The sequence below is a fragment of the Polynucleobacter sp. 39-46-10 genome (assembly GCF_002282275.1).
In genome coordinates this window covers 1-1,644 of sequence record NZ_NCJB01000434.1, presented here as the reverse complement: position 1 = coordinate 1,644, position 1,644 = coordinate 1, and the positions used below count along the sequence as shown (strand labels likewise).

2 protein-coding genes are annotated in these 1,644 nt (G+C 43.9%); both read left to right on the top strand.

Annotated elements, in window-relative coordinates:
• On the top strand, nt 1–1,335 hold a 1,335-nt coding region (locus B7X71_RS16530), incomplete at its 5' end, for a mannose-1-phosphate guanylyltransferase/mannose-6-phosphate isomerase (protein ID WP_293601538.1).
• Between the two features lie 35 nt (nt 1,336–1,370).
• On the top strand, nt 1,371–1,644 hold a 274-nt coding region (locus B7X71_RS16525), incomplete at its 3' end, for a GDP-mannose 4,6-dehydratase (RefSeq protein WP_293601537.1).

The following is a 1,644-nucleotide window of genomic DNA, read 5'->3' as shown; positions in this document are numbered from 1 at the left end:
ACTGACAATCAACCTGCTGCCGGTATTGAAATCGGCAAAACCTTGATTGTGACCAATGAAGAGCATCGCTTTTTGGTAACCGATCAATTACGTGAGATGCCAACTATCCAAGCTACTTTGTTGCTTGAGCCTGCAGGGCGCAATACCGCTCCGGCGCTGACCTTGGCTGCACTGTATGCAAATGAGTCGGCTGATCCAATTTTGGTCATTACTCCAGCCGATCAAACTATTCAGAATGGCGCGGCTTTTACTAAGGCCTTACAAAATTGTGTTCATGTTGTTGCGGCTGATGAGAGTAAGAAAACCATTGCTATTTTGGGTATTACGCCCACAGCTCCAGAAACCGGTTATGGCTATATCAAAAAGGGTGGAGCTCAAGGTGCTTATGGTGAATTTACTGTCGAGCAGTTCGCAGAAAAACCTGACGCAATTACTGCCCAAGCCTATCTAGAAAATGGAAATTATTTCTGGAATAGCGGTATGTTTGTATTGCGTGCCAGCACTTGGTTAGCAAGCTTAAAAGAATTTCGTCCGGATATTTTTGGCGCTACTGAAACCGCATGGGTCGCAAGGGCCATTGACCAATCTGGCGATGTTCAATTTATTCGTCCTGATAAAGATATCTTTCAATCTATCCCTAGTGAATCTATTGACTATGCCGTGATAGAAAAATGCCCCGCATCTAATGGGGCATTCAACATCAAGATGGTTGAGTTAAATGCCGGTTGGAATGATTTAGGCGCTTGGGATGCGGTGTGGCAAGTCGGCAAAAAGGATGCATGTGGAAATGTCACCAGTGGTGACACCTTACTAAGTAATACGAATAATTCATTAGTACACGCTAGCAGTCGTTTGGTGGGTGCTGTGGGTATTAATAACCTGGTCATCATCGAGACGGCTGATGCGGTACTAGTAGCTGACCGTTCAAATAGTCAGGATGTGAAAACCATCGTCAATCAACTAGAGCAGCAACAGCGCGAAGAGAAAAACTTACATCGCAAAGTTGCTAGACCCTGGGGTTGGTATGACAGTGTGGATGAAGGTGAGCGCTTTAAGGTGAAGCGAATTCAGGTAAAGCCAGGTGCTAGCCTATCCTTACAAATGCATCACCACCGTGCTGAGCATTGGATTGTGGTGAAAGGTGAGGCAGAAATCACCAACGGTGATCAGGTCATCACTCTCAAAGAGAATCAAAGCACTTATATTCCACAAGGTCAAACACATCGCTTGGCAAATCGGGGCACAGAACCTTTAGAGATTATTGAAGTGCAATCAGGCAGCTATTTAGGTGAAGACGATATCGTCAGGTTCGAAGATACATACGGGCGTAGCTAAGTTAACGTAACAAAAGATATTGAAAAAATTAAGATATGACAAGTCAATCAAGTAAAAAACAAAAAGTTGCTCTCATCACTGGCATCACTGGCCAAGATGGCTCTTATCTTGCCGAGTTTTTATTGGAGAAGGGTTATATTGTTCACGGCATCAAGCGCCGCGCCTCTTCTTTTAATACGGATCGTATTGATCACCTCTATCAAGACCCCCATATTGATCATCGTGATTTGATTCTGCATTACGGTGACTTAACTGACACCAGTAACTTAGTACGTATTATTCAAGAGTGTCAGCCTGATGAGATTTATA